The 19053-nt window shown below is 74.6% G+C and carries 16 protein-coding genes; 10 read left to right on the top strand and 6 right to left on the bottom strand.

The window, feature by feature from the left end:
- The first annotated feature begins 20 nt into the window (after positions 1-20).
- Entirely contained in the window at positions 21-1232 is a 1212-nt protein-coding gene (locus ACWIYF_RS11985; RefSeq protein ID WP_448628359.1) for an ROK family protein, read from the top strand.
- A 13-nt stretch (positions 1233-1245) separates the two neighbouring features.
- Entirely contained in the window at positions 1246-1707 is a 462-nt protein-coding gene (gene arr / locus ACWIYF_RS11980; protein WP_448628744.1) for an NAD(+)--rifampin ADP-ribosyltransferase, read from the top strand.
- Positions 1708-1744: 37 nt separating this feature from the next.
- On the opposite strand, the gene ACWIYF_RS11975 is transcribed toward arr, so the two are convergent.
- A complete protein-coding gene (locus tag ACWIYF_RS11975; RefSeq protein ID WP_448628358.1) occupies positions 1745-2638 on the bottom strand; it encodes a dioxygenase family protein in 894 nt (297 codons plus the stop codon).
- A gap of 19 nt (positions 2639-2657) precedes the next feature.
- Positions 2658-3332, bottom strand: coding sequence for a GTP cyclohydrolase II (locus ACWIYF_RS11970; protein ID WP_448628357.1), 675 nt, complete (start codon positions 3330-3332; stop codon positions 2658-2660).
- 85 nt (positions 3333-3417) lie between these two features.
- On the opposite strand from ACWIYF_RS11970, the gene ACWIYF_RS11965 reads away from it, so the two are divergent.
- The 8 genes from ACWIYF_RS11965 to ACWIYF_RS11930 all read left to right on the top strand — a co-directional run bounded on the left by ACWIYF_RS11965 (position 3418) and on the right by ACWIYF_RS11930 (position 10354).
- Positions 3418-3927: a MarR family winged helix-turn-helix transcriptional regulator gene (locus ACWIYF_RS11965; protein ID WP_448628356.1), complete on the top strand. Its 510-nt coding sequence runs from the start codon at positions 3418-3420 to the stop codon at positions 3925-3927.
- Positions 3928-3995: 68 nt separating this feature from the next.
- Positions 3996-4595 carry a TetR/AcrR family transcriptional regulator gene (locus ACWIYF_RS11960; RefSeq protein ID WP_448628355.1) on the top strand — a complete coding sequence of 200 codons (600 nt, stop codon included), beginning with the start codon at positions 3996-3998 and terminating at the stop codon, positions 4593-4595.
- A 38-nt stretch (positions 4596-4633) separates the two neighbouring features.
- The gene (locus ACWIYF_RS11955) at positions 4634-6349 is read left to right on the top strand and encodes an MDR family MFS transporter (protein WP_448628354.1); all 1716 of its coding nucleotides are present in this window, start codon (positions 4634-4636) and stop codon (positions 6347-6349) included.
- Between the two features lie 150 nt (positions 6350-6499).
- On the top strand, positions 6500-6889 hold the full coding sequence (locus ACWIYF_RS11950) for a (R)-mandelonitrile lyase (RefSeq protein WP_448628353.1): 390 nt from the start codon (positions 6500-6502) through the stop codon (positions 6887-6889).
- Positions 6886-7878 (top strand): aldo/keto reductase, encoded by a 993-nt coding sequence (locus ACWIYF_RS11945; protein ID WP_448628352.1) that lies wholly within the window; start codon positions 6886-6888, stop codon positions 7876-7878. Before ACWIYF_RS11950 ends, ACWIYF_RS11945 begins: the two co-directional genes overlap by 4 nt.
- Positions 7879-7961: 83 nt before the next feature.
- Positions 7962-8546: a sugar O-acetyltransferase gene (locus ACWIYF_RS11940; RefSeq protein ID WP_448628351.1), complete on the top strand. Its 585-nt coding sequence runs from the start codon at positions 7962-7964 to the stop codon at positions 8544-8546.
- Positions 8543-9100 carry a TetR/AcrR family transcriptional regulator gene (locus tag ACWIYF_RS11935; RefSeq protein ID WP_448628350.1) on the top strand — a complete coding sequence of 186 codons (558 nt, stop codon included), beginning with the start codon at positions 8543-8545 and terminating at the stop codon, positions 9098-9100. Before ACWIYF_RS11940 ends, ACWIYF_RS11935 begins: the two co-directional genes overlap by 4 nt.
- Positions 9101-9115: 15 nt before the next feature.
- Positions 9116-10354, top strand: a complete 1239-nt coding sequence (locus ACWIYF_RS11930; protein WP_448628349.1) for an MFS transporter — start codon at positions 9116-9118, stop codon at positions 10352-10354.
- A 50-nt stretch (positions 10355-10404) separates the two neighbouring features.
- Here the strand turns inward: ACWIYF_RS11930 and ACWIYF_RS11925 are convergent, their stop codons facing one another.
- From ACWIYF_RS11925 to ACWIYF_RS11910, 4 genes are read right to left on the bottom strand one after another with little or no spacing between them, the layout of a single operon-like run.
- The gene (locus ACWIYF_RS11925) at positions 10405-13041 is read right to left on the bottom strand and encodes a family 78 glycoside hydrolase catalytic domain (RefSeq protein WP_448628348.1); all 2637 of its coding nucleotides are present in this window, start codon (positions 13039-13041) and stop codon (positions 10405-10407) included.
- Complete coding sequence (locus ACWIYF_RS11920; RefSeq protein ID WP_448628347.1) at positions 13038-13949, bottom strand: alpha/beta hydrolase fold domain-containing protein; 912 nt, start codon at positions 13947-13949, stop codon at positions 13038-13040. Before ACWIYF_RS11920 ends, ACWIYF_RS11925 begins: the two co-directional genes overlap by 4 nt.
- Complete coding sequence (locus ACWIYF_RS11915; protein WP_448628346.1) at positions 13946-16582, bottom strand: family 78 glycoside hydrolase catalytic domain; 2637 nt, start codon at positions 16580-16582, stop codon at positions 13946-13948. The genes ACWIYF_RS11920 and ACWIYF_RS11915 overlap by 4 nt, the downstream gene beginning before the upstream one ends.
- Entirely contained in the window at positions 16579-19026 is a 2448-nt protein-coding gene (locus tag ACWIYF_RS11910) for a glycoside hydrolase family 3 C-terminal domain-containing protein (protein ID WP_448628345.1), read from the bottom strand. Before ACWIYF_RS11910 ends, ACWIYF_RS11915 begins: the two co-directional genes overlap by 4 nt.
- Between the last annotated feature and the right edge of the window lie 27 nt (positions 19027-19053).

The raw sequence follows: 19053 nt of genomic DNA, 5'->3' as shown, positions 1-19053 counted from the left end.
GCCACGGCTAGCCTCAAGGGGTGGAGGCGATCGCTGCGCGGCAGTCGACGGTGCGCGCCGCGAACCTGGCGCTGGTGCTGCGCACGGTCTGCGCCGCACCGGCTCCACTGTCGCGCGCCGACGTCGCGGCCGCGATCGGGACGAGCCGGGCCACCGCGGCACGGCTGGTCGACGAGCTGGTGGCCGCTGGGCTGCTCGACGAGGTCGAGCGCGTGGTGCTCCCCCGCCGCGGCCGTCCGGCCACGCCCTTGGGTGCCGGATCGCGGATCGCGGCGCTCGGCCTGCAGGTGGACGCCGGCCTGCTGGCCGCCCGGGTGCTCGACCTGCGCGGCCGCGTGGTCGCCGAGACGGTGGAGGACGGCGACTTCGTGGGCAGCGACCCCGTGGCGACGCTGCCCCGGCTGGGCGGGCTGGCTTCCGCACTGCTCGCCGGACTGCCCCCGAACCTGCGCCTGGTCGGGGCCGGGCTGGCGCTGCCCGGCATCGTGGACGTCGACGCCGGCGTCCTGCTGCGGGCGCCCAACCTCGGCTGGTCCGACCTGCGGCCCGCGGAGCTGCTCCTCCTGCTGCTGCCCGACGGGCTGGTCCCGGTGCTCGGCAACGAGGCCGACCTCGCAGCCCGCACGGTCGCCGAGGTCGCCCCGGGCCGCCCCGGCCCGCATCGCGACTTCGTCTACCTCTCCGGGCAGATCGGCATCGGCGGCGCCGCCGTCCTGGCCGGGCAGGTGATGGCCGGCAGCTCCGGCTGGGCCGGCGAGATGGGGCACGTCTGCGTCGACCCCGACGGGCCGGCCTGCCGGTGCGGCTCCACCGGCTGCCTCGAGCAGTACGCCGGCCGGTCCGCGCTGCTGCGCGCGGCGGGGCTGCCGCTCGACGCCGGCCCGGAGGCGCTGCGCGCGCGGGCGCTCGACGGCGACCCGGCCGCCCGCGGCGCGCTGGCGACGGCGACCCGCGCGCTGGCCGTCGCGCTCGCCGGCGTGGTCAACGTGCTCGACATCCCGACCGTCGTCCTCGGCGGGCACCTCGGCCAGCTCGCCGACCTGCTGCGCCCGGAGCTGGAGGAACAGCTGGCCCGCCGGGTGCTCTCCGCCCGGTGGCGGGCCCTGCGGATCGAGGCCGCCGACGCCGCGCCCGCGGCCGGCGCGACCGGCGCGGCGCTGCGGGCGCTGGCCGGCGTCGTGGCCGACCCGGCCCACTGGCTGACGCCGGAGCAGGGCCGACCGGATGCCTGAGGAGAAGGCGGCGATGAGCGAGAACGGCGGCACCCACGTGCCCGTGACCTACGAACGCTGCGCGCACATCGGCGGCCCCTTCTACCACGGGACGAAGTCCGCGCTCGAGGTCGGCGACGAGCTGGTTCCCGGCTACGGCTCCAACTTCCAGGAGGGCCGGGTGTCCAACCACATCTACTTCACCGCGCTCGTGGACACCGCCGCCTGGGGAGCGGAGCTGGCGACCGCGCTGGCCGGGAGCGGGGAGCGCGGTCGCATCTACGTCGTGGAGCCCCTGGGCCCGTTCGAGGACGACCCGAACGTGACGAACAAGAGATTCCCCGGCAACCCCACGCAGTCCTACCGCACCCGCCATCCGCTGCGCGTCGTCGGCGAGGTGGACGAGTGGACGGGGCACGACCCGGAGGTGCTGAAGGGGATGCTGGACCACCTCGCGCAGCTGCGCGAGCAGGGACTGGACGTGATCGAGGACTAGGAGCCGCTCCGGGATGCGCGGATGGGGCGTCCCTGGCTCAGGCCACCTGGACGGAGCGCTTGGCGAGGCCCATCGCGAACCCCTCGATCGCAGTCGTGGCCGGTGCGGTGGGGTCGGTCGCGGCGCCGAGCGTGACGAACAGCGGCGTGAAGTGCTCGACGGTGGGGTGCGCGTAGCGCAGGGCGGGCGCGCGCAGCCGGAAGTGCGCGAGCTCCTCGACGTCCCCGCGGGCCAGCGCGTCGGCGGCCCAGGCGTCGAAGTCCGCCGACCACCCGGGGACGACGTCGGGCCGGGACCAGTCGAGGTACGGCAGGCCGTGGGTCATGAACCCGGAGCCGATGACCAGCACCCCCTGCTCGCGCAGCGGCCGCAGCCGCTCCCCGAGGGCCAGCAGCGCGGTCGTGTCGTGGGTGGGCAGGCTCAGCTGCAGCACCGGGATGTCCGCCGACGGGTACATGACCTTGAGCGGCAGCCACGCGCCGTGGTCCAGGCCGCGGCCGCGGTGCTCGTAGAGGTGCTCGGTGTCCGGCAGCACCGCGAGCAGCTGTCGGGCGAGCGCCGACGGGTCCGGGGTGTCGTAGCGCATCCGGTAGTACATGGGGTGGAAGCCGCCGAAGTCGTAGACCAGCTCGGTCGGCGCGGTGCTCGTGATGCCCAGGCTGTCGGACTCCCAGTGCGCGCTGACGATGAGGACCGCCTTCGGCCGGGGCAGCGCACGGGCCCAGTCGTGCAGCTCGCGCATCCACGGGCCGTCCTCGAAGGTCGGCGGCGCGCCGTGGGACAGGTACAGCGCCGGCAGAGGGCCGTCGTCCGGCGTCCAGACGCGGTGCGCCTCGGCGGCGTCGCGGGCGGCGACGTGCCGCAGGTGCGCGGCGAACGGGTGCCGCGGGTCGATCAGGGCGTCGGCGGCGGCCGTGCTGGTCGTGCTCATCGTGTCGGGCTCCGGGTGCTCAGCCGGCCAGCGGCAGGTCGAGGGTGTGCGCGGTGTGGTCGCGCTTGACGGTCAGGTAGCGGGCGTTGGCCGCCGACAGGTGCACGCCGGTGGGCACGCGCTCGGTGACGGCGACGTCGAGCAGCGCGAGCTGGGCGGCCTTGTCCGGGTTGTTGGACAGCAGCCGGATGCGGTCGGCGCCGACGGCGTGCAGCATCTGCGCGGCGGCGGTGTAGTCGCGCTCGTCCTCGCCGTGGCCCAGGACCAGGTTGGCCTGGTAGGTGTCCAGGCCCGCGTCCTGCAGGGCGTAGGCGTCGAGCTTGGCGTACAGGCCGATGCCGCGACCCTCCTGGCGCAGGTAGAGCAGGAAGCCGCCGGCCTCGGTGATCCGCTCGGCCGCCTCGCGCAGCTGCGGACCGCAGTCGCAGCGCTGGGAGCCGAACACGTCCCCGGTCAGGCACTCGCTGTGCGGGCGCACCAGCGGCGCCGGCCCGCCGGCGACAGCAGCCTCCAGGGCTCCCCGCCAGTCGCCCAGCCCGAGCAGCAGGTGCTCCTTGCCGTCGGCGAGGCCGGCGAAGGTGAAGACGTCGGCGCTGGTCGCGTAACCGTCGGGGAACCGCAGCGGCACGGTCACCTGGGTGCGCACGGCGGCCGGCAGCGGCGTGAGGCCGAGGTCTTCCGACAGCAGTGTCATGGCGGGTCCTCCAGTTGGTTGAAGCTGCAAGTGAACGTAGGCGAGAAAACTTGAAACGTCAACTATCGGGTGCGAGAATGGTGCCGTGGACGCGAACTGGCTCACCGAGGACGAGCTCCGGGCGTGGATGCGACTGGTCGCCGTCGTGGAACTGCTCCCCGGCGCGCTCGACGCCCAGTTGCGCCGGGACGCCGAGCTCAGCCACTACGAGTACTACGTGCTGGCCATCCTGTCCGAGGCGCCGCAGTGGACGCTGCGCATGACGGCGATCGCCTCCCGGACCAACGCCACGCTCCCGCGCCTCTCGCACGTGGTGCGCCGCCTGGAGGACCGCGGCCTGGTCGAGCGCTTCCCCTGCCCCGAGGACGGCCGCGCGACCAACGCCCGCCTCACCGAGGCCGGCTGGCGCAAGGTCCGGGAAGCCGCGCCCGGGCACGTCGCCAACGTCCGCGAGCACGTCATCGACGCGCTCACGCCGGAGCAGGTCCAACAGCTGTCCGCGATCGCCGCCACCCTCCTGCGGCGCCTGGACCCCGACGGGACGTTCGCCCTCCACGCGGCGACCGCCGGCGAGGGGCTCGTGGCGACGACGTGAGCGACGCGACACGCCGTGCAGACTCCGCAAACTTGCAGAGGATGCAAGTTTAGCGGCATCATGACCGGGTGACCTCCGGACTGCGCGAGCGCAAGAAGCTCGCCACCCGCCTCGCGCTGCACGAGGCGGCGCTCCGGCTCGTCGCCGAGCGAGGGCTCGACCACGTGTCGGTCGACGACATCGCCGAGCGCGCCGACGTCTCCCCGCGCACCTTCTTCAACTACTTCTCCTCCAAGGACGACGCCGTCCTGGGGCTGGACCCGGGGGCCTCGGGCCGCCAGGTCGAGGCGTTCCGCGACCGGCCGGCCGACGAGACACCGCTGCAGGCGCTCCGCGCGGTGCAGCGCAGACAGGCGGCCGAGATGGCCGAGGAGACCGAGCTCTGGCCGCTGCGGCTGAAGGTCATCGACGCCTCCCCGGTGCTCGTCGGCCGGCTGGCCGGCGTCTTCGGCGAGTCCGAGCGCGCGCTGGCCGAGGCGATCGCCGCGCGCACGGGCACCCGCGTCGGCGTCGACGTCTACCCCACCCTGCTGGCCGGGGTCGCCGGCGTGGCGGTGCGCACCGCGCTGCACCGCTGGCTGACCACCGACTTCACCGCCTCGCTGCCCGACCTCGTCGACGAGGCCTGGGACGCCCTGGCCGCCGGCCTGCCCGCACCACCCGCCTAGATCTCTCCGAGCGGCCGCCGCCGTCCGCTCGCCCCTCGGTGCCGCGCACCCGCGGCACCGTCGTTCGACCCCTGGAGTACCTCGTGCAGGCCCCGCCCGCTGACAGCTCTGCCCCGCCGATCGTCCTCACGCGGCGGCGGATCAACCTCATCTTCTCGGCCCTGCTCGCCGGCATGCTCATGGCGGCGCTGGACCAGACCATCGTCTCGACGGCGATGCCGACGATCGTCGGCGACCTCGGCGGCGTCTCGCACATGGCGTGGATGACCACCGCCTACCTGCTGGCGACCACGCTGGTCATGCCGGTCTACGGCAAGTTCGGCGACCTGTGGGGCCGCCGGAACCTCTTCCTCGTCGCGATCGGGCTGTTCACGATCGCCAGCTTCGGCGCCGCGCTGGCGCCCGACTTCACCTGGCTGGTGGTCTGGCGGGGCGTGCAGGGCCTCGGCGGCGGCGGGCTGATGATCCTGTCGCAGGCGATCATCGCCGACATCGTCCCGGCGCGTGAGCGGGCGAAGTACATGGGCCCGATCGGCGCTCTGTTCGGCCTCTCGGCCGTCGCCGGGCCGCTCGTGGGCGGCTTCTTCACCGACTCCGCAACCTTCGGCTGGCAGTGGTGCTTCTGGATCAACGTGCCGGTCGGCCTGGCCGCGTTCCTCATCGGCTGGTTCACGCTGACCCTGCCGCGCAAGCGCAGCACGACGCCGCTGGACTACGCCGGCATCGTGGCGCTGTCGGCCACCACGACGTCCCTGATCCTGTTCACCGACTTCGGCGGCAGCGACGGCTGGGGCGCGGCGACGACGCTGTGGCTGGTGGGCGCGTTCGTCGTCTCGGCGGTCATCTTCGTGGCGATCGAGCTGCGCGCGGCCGAGCCGATCATCCCGATGACGCTGTTCCGCAACCGGACCTTCGTCGTCGCCACGGCCCTGGGCCTGGCGGTGGGTCTCGGCATGTTCTCCGCGATCGCGTTCATGCCGACGTTCCTGCAGATGAGCTCGGGGCTGTCGGCGGCCAACTCCGGGCTGCTCATGCTGCCGATGACCGCCGGCATCATCCTGACCATCCAGAGCTCGGCCGGGTTCATCCAGCGGACCGGCCGCTACAAGGTCTTCACCGTCGCCGGCGTGGCGGTGATCCTGGCGGCGCTGGCCTGGATGACGACGCTGTCGGGGGCCACCTCGCTGTGGACGGTCGGCGGGATGTTCTTCGTCCTCGGTGCCGGGCTGGGCCTGATCATGCAGAACGTCGTCCTGGCCGCGCAGAACGCCGTCCCGGCGAACCAGATCGGCACGGCGACCTCGACGAACAACTACTTCCGCGAGGTCGGCGCCACCCTCGGCGTGGCAATCTTCGGGACGTTGTTCACCAGCCGGCTGGCCGACAACCTGGTCACCGCGCTCACCGCGAACGGGCAGCAGGCGGTGCAGGCCGGCATCACGTCGCCGGAGACCCTCACCCCCGCGGCGGTGCAGGCCGCCGGCGAGCCGCTGAAGGCGGCGATCGTCGACGCGTACGCCCACTCGCTCGCACCGGTGTTCTGGTACCTGGTGCCGATCCTGGCCGTGGCCCTGGTGCTGGCGCTGTTCCTCAAGGAGATCCCGCTGGCCGAGATCGCCGGCATGGTCGCCCGCGGCGAGGCCGTGGAGTCCGAGGAGGAGCTGGCCCGCGTCATGGACGACGAGCAGCAGCGGGTGGCCGCCGCGCGGACCGACCGCGACGACGACGCGCGCGAGACCCCCGTCCCCGCGTAGCCACCGTCGAACGGCCGAGGCCTGGAACCGACCCCGGTTCCGGGCCTCAGCCGTGCTCAGGGGGGTCTGGCCAGTCCCCCTCCCGGCAGGCCCTCCCTCAGTCCCGCGAACGGGGGTTCCCTGGAGGCGTCAACCCCCGAGGAGGGAACAGTGGAGATCGTTCGCGGGCAGCCGACCACCAAGGGGCCGGCCGAGTGGTTCACCGGCGACGTGCACTTCGACGTCATCGCCCGCAGCGAGGTGGCGCGGGTGAACACGGTGCGCTTCGCGCCGTGCGCCCGGACCGCCTGGCACTCGCACGCCCGCGGGCAGACCCTGCACGTCACCGACGGGGTGGGGCTGGTCCAGTCGCGCGGCGGCGAGGTGCTCGTGATCCGTCCCGGCGACGTGATCTGGACGCCGCCGGGCGAGGAGCACTGGCACGGCGCCGCCCCGGACCGCTTCATGGTCCACACCGCCATCTGGGAGGGCGACGAGACGACGTGGGGGGACCTCGTGACGGACGAGGAGTACGGCTACCCGGAGGGGACCTCGGCATGACGCTTCCGACCCGCATCCTCGGGCAGGGCCTGGAGGTCTCGGCACTCGGCTTCGGCTGCATGGGGCTCTCCCAGAGCTACGGCCCGGTGCCCGCGCGCGAGGACTCGATCGCGCTGATCCGGGCGGCCGTCGACCGCGGCGTCACGTTCTTCGACACGGCGGAGGTCTACGGGCCGTTCGTCAACGAGGAGCTCGTCGGCGAGGCCCTGGCCCCCGTGCGCGACCGGGTGGTGATCGCCACCAAGTTCGGGTTCGCCTTCGACGCCGACGGCCGGCAGACCGGCCTGTCCAGCCGGCCGGAGGACATCCGGCGGGCCGCAGAGGGCTCGCTGCGCCGGCTCCGGACCGACGTCATCGACCTGTACTACCAGCACCGCGTCGACCCGGACGTCCCGATCGAGGACGTCGCCGGCGCGGTCGAGGAGCTGATCGAGGCGGGGAAGGTGCGCCACTTCGGGCTCTCGGAGGCCTCCCCGCGCACCATCCGCCGGGCGCACGCCGTCCAGCCCGTGACGGCACTGCAGAGCGAGTACTCGCTGTGGTTCCGGGAGCCGGAGCCGGAGATCCTGCCGACGCTGGCCGGGCTCGGCATCGGGTTCGTGCCGTTCAGCCCGCTCGGCAAGGGCTTCCTCACCGGGACCGTCGACGCGACGACCACGTTCGGCAGCGGCGACATCCGCGGCACCATCCCGCGGTTCACCGAGGAGGCCCGGCAGGCCAACCAGGCGCTGGTCGACCGGCTGGCGGAGATCGCCGGGCGGATGAACGCGACGACCGGCCAGATCGCGCTCGCCTGGCTGCTCGCGCAGCAGCCGTGGATCGTCCCGATCCCCGGCACCAAACGGCTGGAGCGGCTCGAGGAGAACACGGCGGCGGCCGGCGTCGAGCTGACCGACGACGACCTGCGGGAGATCGCGGAGGCCGCGGCCGCGGTCGAGATCCAGGGTGCCCGCTACCCCGAGCAGCTCGAGCGGCTCATCGACCGCTGATCGAGCCGACGAGCAGGTCGGCGACGGCCCGCATGCCGGCGTCCGCCGACGCGGCCACGGCCCCGTTGTGTACGGTTGTTCTTATGACCTCCCGGCCCGACGCCGACGACACCCGCACCATGCGCGAGCGGATGCTCGCCGGCGACCTCTACATCGCCGACGACCCCGAGATCGCCGAGGAGAGCGTCCGGGCGCTGGACCTGGCCGCCGCCTACAACGCCACGACGGCCCGCCAGGGTCCGCTGCGCCGGCAGCTCCTCGAGGAGCTGCTCGGCGCCGTCGGCGAGGGCACCGAGATCCGCCCGCCGCTGCACGTCGACTACGGCGGCAACATCCGCATCGGCGCCGGCTGCTTCGCGAACTTCGGCCTCGTGGCCCTGGACGTCGCGCCGATCACCATCGGGGACGACGTCCAGATCGGCCCGAACGTCCAGCTGCTCACCCCCACCCATCCCGTCGAGCCGGAGCCGCGGCGCGCGAAGTGGGAGGCGGCGGAGCCGATCACCCTCGGCGACAACGTCTGGCTCGGCGGCGGCGCGATCGTGCTGCCCGGCATGACCATCGGGGACAACACCGTCGTCGGCGCCGGAGCGGTGGTCACCCGCGACCTGCCCGCGAACGTGGTGGCGGTCGGCAACCCGGCCCGCGTCGTCCGCACCCTCGGGTGACCGAGGCCCCCGCCCGGCGGGCCCGCCGGTACGACCCGAACCGGCGCGACCGGCTGGTGGACACCACGCTCGACGTCATCGCCGAGCACGGCGTCGCCGCGGCCACGCACCGCGCGATCGCCCGCGCCGCCGACGTCCCGCTGGGCTCGCTGACCTACCACTTCGGCTCGCTGACCGAGCTGCTCGCCGCGGCGTTCACCCGGCACGTCGACACCGTCGCCGCCCGCTTCGACGAGCGCATGCGCGCCGCACCGGACCGCGCCGCGGCGCTCGAGGCGCTGGTCGAGTACCTCACCGGCGACCTGCTCGGCTCCTCCCGCGACCTGGTGCTCGCCGTCGAGCTCTACGTCGCCGCGGCACGCGACCCGGCGCTGCGCGCGGTCACCCAGGACTGGATGTCCCGCAGCCGCCGCAGCCTCGAGCGCCACCTCGACCCGGTCACCGCCCGCGAGGTCGACGCGCTGGTGGAGGGGCTGGTGCTGCACAGCGCCCTGTCCACCGACCCGATGAACGCCGACCAGATCCGCTCCGCCCTCTCCCGGCTCGCCGGCTGACCCCTGGAACTCGCCGTGTCCGTCGCTCTCCCGACCGTCGATGCCGCGCGCCTGCGCCGCGCCCGCCTGGCCGTCGCCGCCTGCTTCTTCCTCAACGCCGTCTTCTACGCCGGGCTCGTGCCGCGGCTGCCGGAGGTGAAGGCGGAGCTGGGTCTCAGCGCCACCTCTCTGGGCGCGGCCCTGGCCGCTCTGCCGCTGGGCGCGCTGCTGGCCGGGCTGTCGTCGGCCGCGCTGATCCGCCGGTTCGGCTCCGGCCCGGTCGCCTCCACCGGCCTGGTGCTGCTCGGCGTCACGGTGTGGACGGTGTCCGGGGTACCGAACTGGCTCGGCCTCGCCGCGGCGCTGCTGGTCGTCGGCGCCCTGGACGCGATCATCGACGTCGCGCAGAACGCGCACGGGCTGCGGGTGCAGCGGCTGTACCAGCGCTCGATCCTCAACGCGTTCCACGGCGTATGGAGCATCGGCGCGGTCGCCGGCGGGCTGCTCGGCTCGGCCGCGGCCGGGCTGGGCGTGCCGCTCGCCGCCCACCTCGGCGGCGCCGCCGTGGTCTTCGGCGTGCTCGCGCTGGTCGTCTCGCGGGCGATGCTGCCGGGCCGGGACGACGCCGAGCCGGCCGGCGACCAGCCGCGGGAGCGCCCGCGCCGGAGGGCCGCCGTCCCGGCGCTCGCCGTGCTCGGCGTGCTCGCCGCGTGCGGCGCCTTCGTGGAGGACGCCGGCGCCTCGTGGAGCACGCTCTACCTGCGCACCGAGCTGGACGCCGGGGCGGCCACCGCCGGGCTCGGCTTCGTCGCCCTGGCGGTCGCGATGACCGTCGGCCGGCTGACCGGCGACCGCGTGGTCGACCGGTTCGGCCAGCGGCGGGTCGCCCGGACCGGTGGCGCGCTCACCGCGGCCGGGATGGGGCTGGCGCTGGCGCTGCCGTCCGTGCCCACGACCCTGGTCGGGTTCGCACTGGCCGGACTCGGCGTCGCCACCCTGATCCCGGCCGTGTACCAGGCGGCGGACGAGCTGCCGGGGCTGCCGCACGGCGTCGGGCTGGCGGTGATCAACTGGCTGCTGCGCATCGGCTTCCTCGTCTCCCCGCCGCTGATCGGCGCCGTGGCCGACGCGACCTCCCTACGGGTCGCCCTCCTCGCGGTGGTGCTCGCCGGCTTCGGCGCGCTCGTGCTCGGCCGGGCGCTGCCGAGGCGTCCCGCGGTCGTCGACGAGGCCGCCGACGTGACGGTGACCCGGGCGGAGGTCTCCGAGCGGTGAACGGCGGAGGCCCGGGATCGCGGGGATCCCGGGCCTCTGCCGTTCGCATCTCAGTCCTCCGGGTGCCAGTTGACGTCCTGCGGCTTCTCGACCGGGGCCACCGGGACGACGGTGCGCTCGAACGCGTGCCGGCCGGCCGCGACCTCGAACGGCGCGCTGCCGTCGGGCAGGGACACCTCGGCGGTCGTGTTCGGCGGCACGGTCAGCTCCAGCGCGAAGGCCGACCCGTCGAGGGTCCACGACACAGCGGCCGGCCCGTACGGCGTCTCGTGCGTCGCCGCCGCCGAGGTGATGCCGGGACCCGGGCGCGGCGCGATCCGCAGCTTCCGGTAGCCCGGCTCGGCCGCCGCGAGGCCGGCGACCGTGCGGTGCAGCCAGTCGGCGACCGCGCCGTAGGCGTAGTGGTTGAACGACGTCATCTCGCCGGGGTTGATGGAGCCGTCGGGGAGCATGGAGTCCCAGCGCTCCCACACCGTCGTCGCGCCCATCGTCACCGGGTAGAGCCACGACGGGCTCTCGCGCTGCAGCAGCAGCTCGTAGGCCGTCGCCACCTCGCCGGCGTCGACCAGCGCGTCGGTGACGAACGGGGTGCCGAGGAAGCCGGTGCCGATGTGGAACCCGTCGGCCAGCACCTGACCGGCCAGCAGCCGGCCCGCGTGCCCCCGCTGCTCCGGCGTGAGCAGGTCGCACTCCAGCGCCAGCGCGTAGGCGGTCTGCGCCGGGTAGGCGACCCGACCGTTCGGCGTGACGTACTCGCTGCGGAAGCGCTCCGCGACCCGCTCGGCGAGGGCGGCGTACTCGCTGCCGTCGTGCCCGAGCACCTCCGCGGCCTGCGCCATGATCCGCGCCGACCGGGCGAGGTAGGCAGTGGCGACCAGCGGCCACGGCGTCCGCGCGTCGCCGGGCCGGTCCGGGGGCGCGGCGGGGTCGAGCCAGTCGCCCAGCATGAAGGGGACACCGGGGAAGTCGAGGTCCGGTCCGGCCGCCCGGCTGAACACGTCGAGCCACGCGGTCATCGACGGCCACTGGTCGGCGAGCAGCCGCGCGTCGCCGTGCGTCTCGTAGAGGGTCCACGGCACCACGACCGCGGCATCCCCCCAGCCGGCCTCGGCCTGCACGGGGAACGGCAGCAGCGGGATCCACGGCACGTAGAGCGGCGGGATCCCGTCCAGGTCCTCGAGCTGCTCCACGGCCAGGTCGGCCAGCCACGAGCGCAGCATCCCGGCGGTGTCGAAGAGGAAGGTGGCGGTGGGCACGAAGGCCTCGAGGTCGCCGGTCCAGCCCAGCCGCTCGTCGCGCTGCGGGCAGTCCGTGGGGAGGTCGACGAAGTTGCCGCGCATCCCCCACACGACGTTCTCGTGCAGCTTGGTCACGTCGGGGTCGGAGCAGGTGAACGTGCCGGTCGGGCGCATGTCGGTGTGGACGACGACGGCCTCGAGGTCGCCGGTGCCGAGCTCGCCCGGCCAGCCCTCCACCTCCGCGTAGCGGAACCCGTGGAAGGTGTACCGCGGCTCCCACGTCCGCGGACCCTGCCCGTCCAGGACGATGACGTCGGTCGCGTCGGCCTTGCGCAGCGGCCGCGTGCCGAGCTCGCCGTGCTCGAGCACCTCGGCGTGGCGGACGGTGATCTCCGTGCCGGCCGGGGCGTCGGGCAGCGAGAAGCGGATCCGGCCCACCAGGTTCTGACCGAAGTCGACGAGGGTCTTGCCCGACGGGGAGGTGAAGACCTGCTGGGCGGGGACGGTCTCGATGCGGCGCACCGGCGGGCCGGTCGGCGCCACCAGCGTCGTCACGTCGAGCTCGCCGACCTCCACCGGCGTCCACCCCGCGTCGTCGAACCCCGGGCTGGACCAGCCGGGGAGGTCGCGGCGGAAGTCGACGGTCTCGCCCTTGTAGATGTCGGCGCGCGTCTCGGGACCGAGGGTGGAGCGCCACGAGCCGTCGGTGGTCACGACCGTGCGCGTGCCGTCCGGGTGGTCGACCTCGAGCTGCAGGAAGGCGCCCGTGCGGTCGCCGTAGAGGTGCCGCCCGCCGGTGAACCCGAGGTGCCCGCGGTACCAGCCGTCGGCGAGCGTGACCCCGAGGGCGTGCGTGCCCTCCGCGAGCAGCGCCGTGACGTCGTGGGTCTGGTAGCGCAGGCGGTGCCGGTAGCTGGTCCAGCCCGGGGCCAGGACGTGGTCGCCGACGGTCGCGCCGTCCAGTTCGGCCTCGTAGATCCCGAACGCGGTGGCGTAGAGCCGCGCGCGGACGACCGGCTTGTCGAGGGTGAACTCCCGGCGCAGCAGGGCTACCGGCTCGCCGGTGCCGCCGGGCTCGGGCAGCACCGGCTGGACCAACGTCGCCGACCAGTCGGACGCCGACAGCAGCCCGGCCTCGACGACGGCGTCCTCGCTCCAGGCCGAGTCCTCGCCGGCCTCCTCGCCCCACACGCGCACCCGCACGGTCCGCCGCTCGCGGCTGGCCAGCGCCGGCGCGTCCCAGGGCACGAGCACCGAGTCGGCCGAGTCGATCCGCCCCGAGGACCACGGCGCGCCGTCCTCCGGCGCGATCTCCAGCTCGTAGGCGGCCTGCCGCCAGCCGGGCAGCTCGGTGCGCACGACCCAGGACAGTCGCGGCCGCGGCTCCCCGATGCCGAACGGCTCGCGGTGGTGCTCGAACGTGACGGGCAGGACGGTGAGGTCGCTCAACGCAAGGCCTCCGCGAGGTAGTCGACCGACAGCTTGACGACGCCGTCGACGTCGTCGTGGCCGTCGAAGATGTGCTGGGCGCCGTCGACCGGCACCAGCCGGGCGTCGACGCCGGCTGCGGTCAGGGCGGCGTGCAGCGCCTCGCTCTGCGCGTAGGGCACCAGCCAGTCAGCGGTGCCGTGCACCAGCAGGAACGGCGGCGCGTCCGGCGTCACGTGGGTGATCGGGCTGGCGTCGGCGAGGGCCGAGCCTTCCAGGCCGCGGGTCAGTTGGTCCTCCGGCGGGGTCACCAGCTCCGGCGGGAGCTTGGCGGCGATCTCCGGCGGGAGCGTGTGCCGGGGCATGGTGGTCAGGTCGGCGACGCCGTACCAGTCGACGACGGCCTGCACCCCGCTCGACTGCCCGAGGACGCCGTGCGTGCCCTCGAGGTCGGCGCGGTGCGCGGTGAGGCCGAGCGCGGCGACGATGTGCCCACCCGCGGACTCACCGATCGCGCCGATCCGCTCGGTGGCGATGCCGAGCTCGCCGGCGAACGCCCGCAGGTAGCGGACGGCGGCCTTGGCGTCCTGCAGCTGCGCCGGGAACGGCGCCTCCAGCGCGTGCCGGTAGTCGATGGTGGCGACCGCGAGCCCGGCGTCGAGCAGCGCGTCGAACACCTGGTTGGGCCGGAAGGTCTCGGGCAGGATGCGCCGGTCGCCGAACATGAACCCGCCGCCGTGCACCCACACGACCAGCGGCGCCGGGCCCTCGCCGGGCGGCACCCACAGGTCCAGCTGCAGCGGGCGGTAGCCGAAGGCGACGGCGTAGGTCAGCGAGCTGTAGTGCAGCGCACCGTCGTCCCGCCGGCTCGGCTCGTGCGGCGGCAGGAACCGGACGGGACCGGCCCACTCGGTGGTCGGTGCGCTCATGCGTTCTCCTCGAAGGTGTGCTCGCCGGGTCCGGCGGTGGACGTGGTGCCGCTGGGCAGGACGACCTCGGCCGTCGTCCCGGCGGGGACGGCGACGCGGAGGGAGAACCTGCCGCCGTCCAGACGCCAGGCCGACTCGATCCGGCCGTAGGGCGACTCGTGCGCCGCCTCGGCAGAGGTCAGCCCGCCGCCCGGTCGCGGCCGGACGCGGAAGCGGCGGTAGGCGGGCTCGACCGGCTCGATACCTGCGGTGCAGCGGTGCAGGAAGGAGACGACGGCGCCCTTGGAGTAGTGGTTGAGCGACTCGTGCGGCACGCCGTCGGCGTCCACCCCGTGCCACGACTCCCAGACGGTGGTCGCGCCGCGGTCGACCATGACCAGCCACGACGGCTCGCTGTCCTGCAGCAGCAGCTCGTAGGCGACGTCGAGGTGGCCGGTGTCGGCGAGCACCGGCAGCAGGTACGGCGTCGCGAGGAACCCGGTGCCCAGGTGGGTGTCGGCCTTGCGGATCAACTCGACCAGCCGCTCGGCGACGGCGGCGCGCAGCCCGTCCGGCACGAGGCCGAAGGCGAGCGCGCGGACGTGGGTGGCCTGGGTGTCGGGGGTGAGCCGGCCGTCCCCGTCGAGGTACTCCGCCTGCCACGCGGCCCGGACGTTCTCGGCCAGGTCGGCGTAGCGGACCGCCTCGTCGTCCTTGCCGAGGAGGTGGGCGATCCGGGCCATGAGGCCCGCGCTGTACGCGAGGTAGGCGGTGGCGACGTCACCCTTGTCGGCGGCGATCAACTCGTCCATCGGGGCGGGGCCGCTGCCCGGCTCCAGCCACTCGCCCCAGTGGAAGCCGGTGTCCCAGAGGTACTTCTCGTGGGGCGCGGGCTCGGGACGGCGCTCGGCGCGGGAGGGGTGCCGCTGCCCGGCGGCCATCTGCTCGGCGCGGTCCAGCCAGCGCACCATCGTCGGCCACAGCTCGTCGAGGACCTGCACGTCGCCGTAGGCCCGGTGGATCTCCCACGGGACGATCACCGCCGCGTCGCCCCACCCGGCGGAGCCGTTGAGGAAGGCGATCGGCCCCTCCCTGCCCTCGGCGCGGGGGGTCGGGCTGATGTTGGCGACGGTGCCGTCGGGCCACTGGTCGGCCGCCACGTCGCGCAGCCACTTGGTCGAGAAGCCGGCGACGTCGTAGAGGAACGCGGCGCTCGGCACGAACAGCTGCCAGTCGCCGGTCCAGCCGTGCCGCTCGCGGTGCGGGCAGTCGGTCGGGATGTCGCAGGCGTTGTCCCGGAAGCTCCAGACGGCCGCCTCGTGTAAGCGGTTCAGCCGCTCGTCGGAGCTGGTGATCCAGCCGGTGCGGCGCAGGTCGGTGTGCACGACGACGCCGCGGACGTCGTCCACGGTGAGCTCGCCGGGGTGGCCCTCGATGCGGACGTACCGGAAGCCGTGCGTCGTCCGCCGCGGCTCGAAGACGTCGCCGGGGACGCCGGCGGAGACGACCGCGTCGACCTGGCCGGCGGGCAGCGGGTGCGGCAGGAACGGGACGGCGGGCTTCAGGTTCTCGACCGTCAGGTCGCCGTCCGGGCCGAGCCACTCGCCGTGGGTCAGCGTGAGCGAGGTGCCGGCCGGTCCGAGGTCGGTCAGCCGGACCCAGCCGTTGATGTTCTGGCCCAGGTCGACCAGGTGCGCGCCGCTGAGCAGGCGCGTCACCGAGCGCGGGACGAGCTCCTCGACCCGGCGCACCGGCGGGGCGGGCGAGTCGACCAGGCCGGCGAAGCCGTGCTCGACGACGGCGACGTCGTCCCAGGCGGTGTCGTCGAAGCCGGGGGCGTCCCAGCCGTCGGGGCGCCGGGTCAGGTCCCACCGCTCGCCCGCGATGAGGTCGGCGGCGACCACGTGGCCGACCCCGCTGCGCCAGCCGGGCCCGGTGCCGACGACGGTGACCTCGCCGTCGGAGTGCACGAGGTGCAGCTGCGCGAGCAGCGCCAGCCGGTCCCCCCACTGCCGGTCGGCCCGGGTGATGCCGGTCTGCCCGCGGAACCAGCCGTCGGCGAGGACGACGCCGAGCGCGTTGCGTCCCTCGCGCACCGCCGCGGTGACGTCGACGGTCTGCACCTGCAGCCGGGCGTCGTACTGCGTGTAGCCCGGGGTCAGCTCGGCGTCGCCCACCCGGGAGCCGTTGAAGAACGCCTCGTAGAGCCCCTGCGCCGTGGCGTGCAGCCGCGCGGCGACCACCGGGCGGTCGACGTCGAACTCGAACCGCAGCAATGCCGCCGGGCGCTCGCCCTTGGGGCCGTCGGGCATGACCCCGGGCTCGACCCAGGAGGCCCGCCAGTCCTCGGTCCAGAGCAGGCCGGTCTCGAACGCGGCCGGCGCCGAGACCGGGCTCTGGCCGAGGTCGGTCTCGACCTGCACCCGCCACTCGACGCGCTGCGAGGAGGACAGCGGCGGGCCCGCGTAGGGCACGAGCAGGCTGCGGTGGCTGTCCACCCAGCCGGTGTCCCAGCCGTTGTCGGTGGTGATCCGGCAGGCGTGCTGCTCGCGGGCGCCGTCGGGCAGCCGCCAGGACAGCCGCGGCGCCGTCGTCCGGATGCCGAGGGCCTCGTCGAGGTGCTCGACGCGCAGCCCGTGCGGGGCGCCGCTCATGCCCCGGTCACCGTGACCGTGGCCGACGCGCGGCCCTCCCCCGCGCTCGGGCCGGCGGTCAGGACGACCGGGCCGGGCTCCACCACCCAGCCGTCGTCCCAGTGGCGCAGCGCCCGCCGGTGGATCTGCACGGGGACCTCCACGGTCTGGCCGGGTTCGGCGTGCGCGACGGCGAAGCCGGCGAGCCAGCACGCCGGGCGGTCGACCGCCGACTCCGGCCGGGAGGCGTAGACCTGTACGACCTGCTTGCCGCGCCGCGCGCCGGTGTTCCGCAGGCGCACCGTGACCGTCAGCTCCGGGCTTTCTGTACCGAAAGCCCACGAGTGGGGCGCCTCGATCGACTCGAACTCCCAGGTGGTGTAGCCGAGGCCGTGGCCGAACCAGAAGGCCGGCTCGGTCCAGGCGGCTAGGTAGCCGCGGTGCCCGATGTGCAGGCCCTCGGCGTACTCCAGCCGGCCGTCGGCCGGGGTGGTGCCGAGCACCGGGGCGTCGGTCATGGCCTTCGGCCAGGTGGTGGGCAGCCGGCCGCCGGGCTCGACCTCCCCCAGCAGGACGTCGGCCAGCGCGTTGCCGAACTCCATGCCCGGGAACCAGGCCACGAGGACCGCGGCCACCTCGTCCCGCCACGGCACCTCCACCGGCGCGCCGGCGTTGACGACCACGACCGTGCGCGGGTTGACCGCGGCGACCGCGCGGACCAGCTCGTCCTGCAGGCCGGGCAGGGTCAGGGAGGTGCGGTCGAAGCCCTCGCTCTCGACGTCCTCGCTGGTGCCGACGACGACCACCGCGACGTCGCTGGTGCGGGCCAGCTCGACCGCGTGCGCCAGCTCCTCGTCGGCCGGGCGCAGCGGGAGCCCGACGACCAGACCGGCGCGGAAGAGGAAGGCGCCGGCCGGCCAGCGGTAGCGGATGCGGACCTCGGCGGTCTCCCCGGCGCGCAGGGGCACGACGGCCGCGTGCTGCGGACCCCGCTGGAAGATCTCCTCGACGTCCGGCGCGGCCTGGTGGACGACGCCGCCGGCGACGTGCGCGCCGTCGACCTCGAGCGCGCACTCGCCGAAGCCGGTGGCGCCGAGCCGCCAGTCGCCGTCCTCGTCCGGCCGGAACCGCGCGGTGATCTCGACCGCGACCGCGCCGGCCGGGACGTCGCGGGCCAGCGTGACGAGGATCGCCGTCCCGGCGTCCTGCTCCTCGACGGTGTTCCCGTCGGCGTCGAGCCAGCGCAGCCGGACGCCCCCGAGCTCGTCGGCCCGTGCCGGGCGGAGTTTGTCCGAGAGCGCCGTGCCGACGGTGGCGACCACCTCGGCGCGGCCGGCGAGCGCCTGTGCCAGCCCGGCCACCGGCGTGACGAGGTACGGCAGCGGCACGGTGGCCGAGCCGCCGCCCAGGGCGCGCGCGTCGCGGGCGCCGGGGCCGACGACGGCCACCCGCCGCAGCTCCTCGGCGCGCAGCGGCAGCACGCCGTCGTTGCGCAGCAGGACCGTGCCGGCCGCCGCGGCCTCGCGGGCCAGCGGCGAGGCGTCCTCGATCCGGCCGGGAGCCGGCTTGCCGGCGTCCCAGCCCTCCAGCGCCCCGGTGCGCGCGGCGAGCAGCAGCAGCCGGCGCACCTTGGCGTCGATGTCGGACTCGGCGACGCGGCCGGCCCGCACCGCCTCGACCAGCGCCTGGCCCCACGTCGCGTCGGGGCCCGGCATGGCGAGGTCCAGCGCGGCGCGGGCGGCGGGCTCCCCGTCGTAGAGGGCGCCCCAGTCCGAGACGACGACGCCGGAGAAGCCCCACTCCCCCTTCAGCGGCTCGGCGAGCAGGTCGTTCTCGGTCATCGGCGCGCCGTTGACGCCGTTGTAGGCGGCCATGACCAGCCACGGGTCGGCGTCCTCGACGACCGCCTCGAACGGCGCCAGGTACAGCTCGCGCAGCGTGCGCTCGTCGACGACGTTGTCGACCGACATGCGGTCGGTCTCGGCGTCGTTGGCGACGTAGTGCTTCGGGCAGGCGCCGATCCCCCGCTCCTGCAGGCCGCGCACGTAGGCGGTGGCCAGCCGGCCGGAGAGCAGCGGGTCCTCGCTGAAGCACTCGAAGTGCCGGCCCCCCAGCGGCGAGCGGTGCAGGTTGATCGTCGGGCCGAGGACGACGTCCACGCCCTTGCGCACCGCTTCCCCGGCCAGCAGCCCGCCGATGCGGTTCAGCAGGTCCTCGTCCCAGGACGCCGCCATGGCGGAGCTGGACGGCAGCGCGGCCGAGGGGTCCAGTTCGGTGTCGGTGCCGCCGCGGACGCCGATCGGCCCGTCGGAGACGGTCATCGACCGCAGCCCGATCCCGGGCACCGCCTGCGTCGTCCACACCCCCGCCCCGGACAGCAGGCGCACCTTGGTCTCGAGGTCCAGCTTCCCGACGAGGCCGTCGAGATCGAGGTCGAGGTCGGTCAGGGCACGGGACGAGGGCACAGCTCTCCAGTTCGGGACGGTACGGGT

It is taken from the genome of Geodermatophilus sp. URMC 64, assembly GCF_053502555.1.
The sequence above is the reverse complement of the archived record's forward strand: the minus strand, read 5'-3'. Positions and strand labels throughout refer to the sequence as shown.